General features: G+C 46.9%; 7 protein-coding genes and 1 pseudogene. All 8 read right to left on the reverse strand.

Features of this window, described 5'->3' with window-relative positions; all coding sequences use genetic code 11:
• Positions 1-104: 104 nt before the first annotated feature.
• Complete coding sequence (locus Q0338_RS04435; RefSeq protein WP_298085701.1) at positions 105-1,622, reverse strand: 2-isopropylmalate synthase; 1,518 nt, start codon at positions 1,620-1,622, stop codon at positions 105-107.
• 123 nt (positions 1,623-1,745) lie between these two features.
• On the reverse strand, positions 1,746-2,525 hold the full coding sequence (gene pssA / locus Q0338_RS04440) for a CDP-diacylglycerol--serine O-phosphatidyltransferase (protein ID WP_298085702.1): 780 nt from the start codon (positions 2,523-2,525) through the stop codon (positions 1,746-1,748).
• The gene (locus Q0338_RS04445) at positions 2,506-3,150 is read right to left on the reverse strand and encodes a phosphatidylserine decarboxylase (RefSeq protein WP_298085703.1); all 645 of its coding nucleotides are present in this window, start codon (positions 3,148-3,150) and stop codon (positions 2,506-2,508) included. Before Q0338_RS04445 ends, pssA begins: the two co-directional genes overlap by 20 nt.
• Positions 3,151-3,154: 4 nt before the next feature.
• Positions 3,155-5,083 (reverse strand): ATP-dependent zinc metalloprotease FtsH, encoded by a 1,929-nt coding sequence (gene ftsH / locus Q0338_RS04450; RefSeq protein WP_298085704.1) that lies wholly within the window; start codon positions 5,081-5,083, stop codon positions 3,155-3,157.
• An 18-nt stretch (positions 5,084-5,101) separates the two neighbouring features.
• The gene (locus tag Q0338_RS04455; protein WP_298085705.1) at positions 5,102-5,932 is read right to left on the reverse strand and encodes a 50S ribosomal protein L11 methyltransferase; all 831 of its coding nucleotides are present in this window, start codon (positions 5,930-5,932) and stop codon (positions 5,102-5,104) included.
• Positions 5,933-5,944: 12 nt separating this feature from the next.
• Positions 5,945-6,310 (reverse strand): chemotaxis response regulator CheY, encoded by a 366-nt coding sequence (locus Q0338_RS04460; protein WP_298085706.1) that lies wholly within the window; start codon positions 6,308-6,310, stop codon positions 5,945-5,947.
• 66 nt (positions 6,311-6,376) lie between these two features.
• Positions 6,377-7,087, reverse strand: coding sequence for a 1-(5-phosphoribosyl)-5-[(5-phosphoribosylamino)methylideneamino]imidazole-4-carboxamide isomerase (hisA, locus tag Q0338_RS04465; protein WP_298085707.1), 711 nt, complete (start codon positions 7,085-7,087; stop codon positions 6,377-6,379).
• Positions 7,087-7,235 (reverse strand): annotated as a pseudogene (locus Q0338_RS04470) (imidazole glycerol phosphate synthase subunit HisH); the annotation flags it as partial. The gene hisA and the pseudogene Q0338_RS04470, both read right to left, overlap by 1 nt.

A 7,235-nucleotide genomic window follows, 5' to 3' on the forward strand; every position in this document is an offset into this window, starting at 1 on the left:
TTTGCCTTAAATTTATGGTCAAATTTAAAGGTCAAATTTTAAAATTTAAGGCCCCAGTCCGAGCCTTAAATTTGCTTAGAGGGCGAAGCAAAACCGCTCAAATTTTACTTTGTAGCGGTGATCTTTACGTAGCTATTTAGCGCGCCTATATACGCTCTAGCGCTCGCCGTCATCGTATCGATATCAAGTCCGTGACCGATGATGGTCTTGCCGTCAAATTCGACCTTAACGACGACGTTTGCCAGCGCGTCCTTGCCCTGCGAAACGGCGTTTACCTTATAGTCTTTTAGTACGCCGTTTATGCCGCTTAAGCGGTCGATTACCTTAAATATCGCGTCCACCGTACCGTTGCCTAGCGCCGCATCGCTCTTGATCTCATCAGCGTGACGAAGCGTGATCGCCGCACTACTTAGGCCTTTGTTGCAGCTACTTTGCGTAAGCGTCAAGAACTCGAAAACCTCAGGGATCTTGATGATCTCGCTAGTAACCAGCGCGCGCAAGTCGTCGTCAAAGATCTCTTTTTTCTTATCCGCTAGCGCCTTAAATTTCTCAAACGCCTCGTTTAGCGCGCTATCTTCCAGCTCAAAGCCAAGGCTTATTAGCTTATCTTTAAAGGCGTGGCGACCCGAGTGTTTGCCAAGCACCAGCGAGTTTTTATCTAGCCCGATACTTTCGGCGCTGATGATCTCGTAGGTCTCTTTGTGTTTTAGCACGCCGTCTTGATGGATGCCGCTTTCGTGAGCGAAGGCGTTTTTGCCGACGATGGCTTTGTTTGGCTGAGGCTCGATACCGATGATGCCCGCTAGCAGGCGCGAGCTAGGATAAATTTCTTTATAAACTATGTCCGTGTAAAGCGGCGCGAATACGTCGCTGCGCGTCTTTATCGCCATCACGATCTCTTCAAGCGCGGCATTTCCCGCACGCTCGCCGATGCCGTTTAGCGTACACTCGACCTGCCTGGCGCCCGCTTTTATCGCGGCTAGCGAGTTTGCCGTAGCTAGGCCTAGGTCGTTGTGATTATGCACGGAGACGACTGCGCGACCGTTTATAAATTTAACCATTTCTCCTATGCGAGCGGTAATCTCCTCGGGATATAGATACCCCACGGTGTCTGGGATGTTGATCGTTTTTGCTCCGGCGTTTATAGCGGCGTCGCAAATTTCTTTTAAAAAGCTCATCTCGCTCCTGCATGCGTCCTCGCAGCTAAACTCAACGTCCTCGCAGAAGGTTTTAGCGTATTCCACGGCTCGCACGGCACGCCTAATCACTTCATCTGGAGACATTTTTAGCTTAAACTCCATATGGATCGGGCTTGTGGCGATAAAGGTGTGAATCCGTCTGTTTTTAGCAGGCGCAATAGCCTCTCCCGCAGCCTTTATATCTCCGTCCACGGCGCGAGCAAGCGAACAGATAGAGGCGTTTGAGGCTTGTTTAGCGATCTGATGTATCGCGTCAAAATCGCCCCTGCTAGCCGCGGCAAAACCGACCTCCATGACGTCTACGTTTAGGCGCTCTAGCTGGCGCGCGATACGGATTTTCTCCTCGGTATTCATTGATGCGCCGGGGCTTTGCTCGCCGTCGCGAAGCGTAGTGTCAAATATTATAATTTTATTTTCGTTCATTTCTTATCCTTTTTTATAGTTTTAGTTTGTGCGGTTAAATTTGATTATTGAGGTGTGAAAGAGTCGCTGCCTAACGCAGCAGCAGAAGTAGAGAGAAAAATGCGTTTAATTTAGCGTTGCCGTTCATTCGCTCTCCTTTTGGATTTTTTTGTTTTTAAATCTCATAAAAACATAGCGGATTATACCGTAAGAAACATAAACGCTCATTAAAGTCGTAACCGCTTCGATAGGGCAAACGTAAATAGCCGAAAACGCAACCGTAAGTCCGACTAAGATGCGCAAAAAGTCAGCCCTTTTGAGATCTACTTTTTTAAAGCTCGGGTAACGGATGTTGCTTACCATCAAAATAGAGAGCAAAATTTGCAAAAACATCAAAAACCACTCGGCGCTCCTAGTAAAGTCGTATTCTAAGCTTAGCCCGACCCAAAATGCCGAGACTATCGCTGCCGTAGGTATCGGAAGGCCGATAAAAACGGACGGCTCATATGTGCCCGTCATTACGTTAAACCTCGCAAGTCTAATGGCTCCGAAAACCACAAAAAGCGCGGCTACTAGCGAGCCCAAACGCCCAAAGCTATGTCCGACCGTAAAATAAAAAAGCATCGCCGGCGCGACGCCAAAAGCTATCACATCGGCAAGACTATCAAACTCTACGCCAAATTTTGACGTGGTTTTAGTTAGTCTCGCTACGCGTCCGTCAAGTCCGTCCAAAAATAGCGATAAAACTATGTAAATAATAGCTTTGAAAAAATAGCCGTTAGCTTCATCGTCTAGCCCTGCGCTAGCCGCGATATAGCCGCGCACGGAAGCGATAATGCTGATAATACCCAAAAAAGCTGAAGCAGCCGTGAATAAATTTGGCAAAATATACATTAACTGAAGTTTATGCTGATTGTCTTGCATCTTTTTCCTCGTAGCTAAAAAAACCTAAAATGCCTGCACTAGCGACCTTTTCGCCTACACTGACACTTATTCTTACATTTGCAGGCAGTATCAAAACCACCTCGCCGCTACTTAAAAAGCCAAATCTCCTGCCCGCTTTTAGTCGGCTAAAATTTTCAAAAGAAATATCCTTACTAAGAGGCCCGGCGATGACGCGGATCGCAAATTTATTATTTGAGTTTTTACAGACGAACAAGGCTCGCTCGTTTAAATTTTTAGAAGCTTCCATAGCGTTGCACAAAAACAGGCCGTGCCTTTGCTTAGCTTCTAAAAGCTCCATATCGCAAGGAGCTCTGAGCGCACCTGCGTCAAACACGCCCTTACGGATAGTTATGGCAACGCACTGCGTATCAAAATAGTAAATTTTATCTATGCTTTTTATCTTGCCGTCGATCGGGCTAAGCACGGCGTAAGTATCGTCGCTGCCTAGCGCTCGCTCCGGGTTTCTAAACCAAAATACACAAAGTGCAAAAAGCGCGAAGAATAAAATTTGACACGCGCCTAAAATCAGTGTAAGCAAAAACAAAAGCCCTAAAGCAAAAACGTATTTGTAACCCTGTTTTGCGATTAGCCCGATGTTTTGCATTTCTTTACGCTTGTTCCTCTTTGTTTTCTTCTAAATTTACGAGCCTGCTAGGCATGCCGCGCTCTTTTTCGTAGTTTGCGATGATCTCTCTAACCTTCGCGCCCTCGATAGTTTCCTCTTCGTAAAGCGCCTCTACCATCTTTTCTATCGCGTCGCCGTAGGTTCGCAGCGTCTCTAGTACATGTTTATAGCGCTCATCAAGCGTGGTTTTGATAAATTCATCCACTTTTTCCGCCGTTTTATCGCTATAGTCCCTATCGGCCTGACCGCCGGCTAGGAAAGTACTGCGGCGTTTTTCAAGCACCATAAGTCCTGCGATATCGCTCATGCCGTATATCGAGATCATCGAGCGAAGTATATCGGTCGCGCGCTCTAGGTCGTTACCCGCACCGGTCGAAATCTCTTTTATAAAGACCTCTTCTGCCGCGCGTCCGGCTAGAAGCACGTCCACTTCAGCCATCAGCTCGTGGCGCTGCATCATAAATTTATTCTCTTCAGGCGTATGAAGCGTGTAGCCAAGCGCCGCAAGTCCGCGCGGTATGATCGATACCTTGGTAACTCTGTTTGCGCCCTTGGTGGTTTCGGCTATGAGCGCGTGTCCGCTCTCGTGATAGGCCACGATGCGCTTTTCTTTCGGATTTATGCGGCGAGATTTTTTCTCAAGACCAGCGATCGCTCGCTCGACAGCCTCAAGCAAATCAGCCTGCTCGACTTTGCCTTTTTCTTTTCTGCCCGCTAGTAGCGCGGCTTCGTTTATGATATTTGCTAGATCCGCCCCCGCAAGACCTGCCGTCATGCGTGCGATATCCTCGATACTAACGCTATGATCGAGCTTAATATCTTTTATATGTACGCGTAAAATTTCGATCCTACCTTTAAAATCAGGCTTATCGACAAGCACCTGCCTGTCAAATCTGCCCGGCCTTAAAAGCGCTGCGTCAAGCACCTCCGGACGGTTGGTTGCAGCAAGCACGATAACGGGCGACGCATCCGAGCTAAAGCCGTCCATTTCGGCCAAAAGCTGGTTTAGCGTCTGCTCGCGCTCATCGTTTCCGCCGATCATGCCGCTAGCTGCACGGCTTTTGCCGATAGCGTCGATCTCGTCTATGAAAACGATCGCCGGAGCTTCTTTTTTCGCATTTTCAAAAAGATCTCTCACGCGGCTAGCACCCACGCCGACAAACATCTCGATAAAACTTGATCCAGAAACTGAGAAAAACGGCACATCTGCTTCGCCCGCGACGGCCTTTGCAAGCAAGGTTTTACCCGTACCCGGAGGTCCAACTAAAAGCACGCCTTTTGGGATTTTGGCGCCCAAATTTATATATCTGTCCGGATGCTTTAGAAAATCCACGATTTCCTTGACTTCCTCTTTAGCCTCCTGCACACCCGCTACGTCGGCAAATTTAACCTTTGGTTTTTCCGAGTTTACGAGCTTTTTAGAGCTCCCCATCCCAAGGATACCGCCGCCCATATTTCGCTGCATGCGGCTAGCCAAAAACATCCAAATTCCAAAGAAAATAAAAATAGGAAGTATCCACGAAAAGAGCATTTCGGTAAACCAATTTGTCTCGCTATACGCTCCGTAAGGAATCTTTTGTTCCTCCAAAATCGGCACTAGCGTCGGGTCGTTTACCCTTTTGGCAAAGTATGTTCTACCGCCGTTATCCACGGCTTTTATCGAGGTTTCAGAGATGCCCACTTGCGCTACTTGCTTGTTTTTTATCATCTCTTTTATCTCGGAGTACGAGGTGCTTTTTGAGCCGGCCGCGCTCTGTCCTAGCAGCGTGCCGTCCATCTCGCCGCCTCCAAGCCCGCGAAATGCCACCACTATCACGATAGCAAAAATGGCGAAAATCAAAATCGGATTTTTATTAAAAAAATTATTTCCGCCGTTATTTAAATTTTTATCATCGTTTTTTCTGTTATCCATTATCTTCCTTAAATTATTTTAAGCTTTTTGAAATACGAAGCTTTTCCACTCGTTTTTGGCTTGATTTTCTACCAACTTGAGCGACGAAAAAGCCTCTAAAATTCGCGTTTCGTATTTATCCAAAACGCCTGCTAAAACGAGATATGAGCCCTCTTTTAGCAAATTTATCAAATCATTTTTTAGCATTAGTATCACGTCGGCGATTATATTTGCTACGACGACATCGTATTTTTTATCCAAATTCGCCACCGAACCGGTCCAAATTTGATTAAATTTAACCCCGTTTAGCTCGGCGTTTTTCTGCGAGCTTTGCACTGCTTGCTCATCAGTATCGCAGGCATCCGTGACGCAGCCTAGTTTTGCTAGGGCGATGCTTAGTATCCCACTTCCACAACCCACGTCAAGCGCACTCATACAGCTTGATGCGTATTTTTGCAGATACTCTATGCAAGCGCTCGTACTCTCGTGGTGACCCGAGCCAAAGGCAAGCGCGGGATCGATGATGATGTTTTCAAACCCGCTTTTAGAATCTTCCCAGCTTGGGTGGATGTAAAATTTACCGATCTCTATCGGTCTTACGTTTTTTTTGTATTCGTTTAGCCAGTCTTTATTTTCTTTTTGACTTTTTATTATCTTAAACTCGATCTCGCGGCCAAGCGCATTTTGCAGAGATTTTGCGTATTCTTGCAGGCCAAATTCCACTTCGTCTAGTTCGTCTTCACCCCGCACGATAAACCCGCCGGCAGTCTCCTGTGTACAAGTAACACCCAAAGAAAAAATGAGATCTTCGAAAAGCTCGCGAAGCTCCTGCGAACAAAGAACTTCAAGCTCGTAAAATTTATCTTTCAAATTTGCGCTCTTTTAGCCTAAGACGTCTTCAAGTTTTTCTTTTAAAACTTGCGGCGTAAACGGCTTTACGATGTAGTTATTGACGCCTGCTTTTAGCGCGGTGATGACCTCGGCTTTACCGCCTTCGGTCGTTACCATTATAATAGGCATATCGACGTATTTTTGCTCGGCGCGGACCTTTTTTACGAGCTCAAGGCCGTTCATCTCAGGCATGTTCCAGTCGGTGATAAGCACGTTTATATCACTGTGCTGACTCAAAATTTGCCACGCTTCGACTCCGTGCTCAGCCTCTAAAATTTCCTGATGCCCGAGCCTTTGCAGGGTGTTTTTTATGATTCTTCTCATAGTAGAGCTGTCGTCGACTACTAGTATTTTCACAATCGTATCCTTTTTTAAAAAATGTCCAATTCTAGCAAATTTTATATTTAAATTTACTTTAAAATTTTAGCGGCCCAGTTTAAAGGCCTCTTTTAGATCGAGCGTCCCCTCGTAGTACGCCTTGCCCACGATCGCGCCGTAAACGTCTCCAGCGCGCATTAGCGCCCGGATATCCTCTATATCTTTTACGCCGCCGCTTGCGATCGTATTTATACCGCTAGCTTTTGCGATTTGCGAGGTAAACTCAACGTTTACGCCGCTAAGGGTGCCGTCTTTTGAGATATCGGTGCAGATTACCGCTTCGACTCCGGCTCCGGCAAATTTAGTCGCTAGCTCGGTCGCCCTCATCTGTGATACCTCCGCCCAGCCCTGCACGGCGACGAAGCCGTCTTTGGCGTCTATGCCGACGGCGACGCGGTATTTTTGCGCCATTTCTTTAGTAAAATTTGGATCCTTTAGCGCTACCGAGCCCAAGATAACGCGCGTTATGCCGCTATCAAGGTAGCTTTTTATTCGCGCTTCGTCGCGTATCCCGCCGCCGATTTGGATTTGTAAATTTGCGGCTTTTGCGATCTTTTCTACGGTTTTTAGATTTACCGCTTCGCCCGCAAACGCTCCGTCAAGATCGACGACGTGAAGCCACTTTGCGCCCATATCTTCAAATCTTTTGGCTAGCTCCCACGGCGCGTCCGAGTAGATTTTCGCGCTACTCATCTCGCCTTTAAAAAGCCGAACCGCCTTACCCTCTTTTAAATCTATCGCAGGGAAAATTTCCATCACATCTCTCCGAAATTTCGTAAAATTTTTAGTCCCGTCTCATGGCTCTTTTCGGGGTGCGGCTGAAAACCGAAAATGTTATCTTTATGTACCGCGCTTACGAATTTATAGCCGTATTCGCTAAAGCCCAGCGCCGCGTCATCATCGC

It is taken from the genome of uncultured Campylobacter sp., from assembly GCF_938018145.1.
Classification (GTDB): Bacteria; Campylobacterota; Campylobacteria; order Campylobacterales; family Campylobacteraceae; genus Campylobacter_A.

Coding starts and splice junctions, on each gene's coding strand:
- hisA (WP_298085707.1), bottom strand. CDS start 7,087: ATGGAAATTTTCCCTGCGATAGATTTAAAAGAGGGTAAGGCGGTTCGG.
- Q0338_RS04435 (WP_298085701.1), bottom strand. CDS start 1,622: ATGAACGAAAATAAAATTATAATATTTGACACTACGCTTCGCGACGGC.
- ftsH (WP_298085704.1), bottom strand. CDS start 5,083: ATGGATAACAGAAAAAACGATGATAAAAATTTAAATAACGGCGGAAAT.
- pssA (WP_298085702.1), bottom strand. CDS start 2,525: ATGCAAGACAATCAGCATAAACTTCAGTTAATGTATATTTTGCCAAAT.
- Q0338_RS04445 (WP_298085703.1), bottom strand. CDS start 3,150: ATGCAAAACATCGGGCTAATCGCAAAACAGGGTTACAAATACGTTTTT.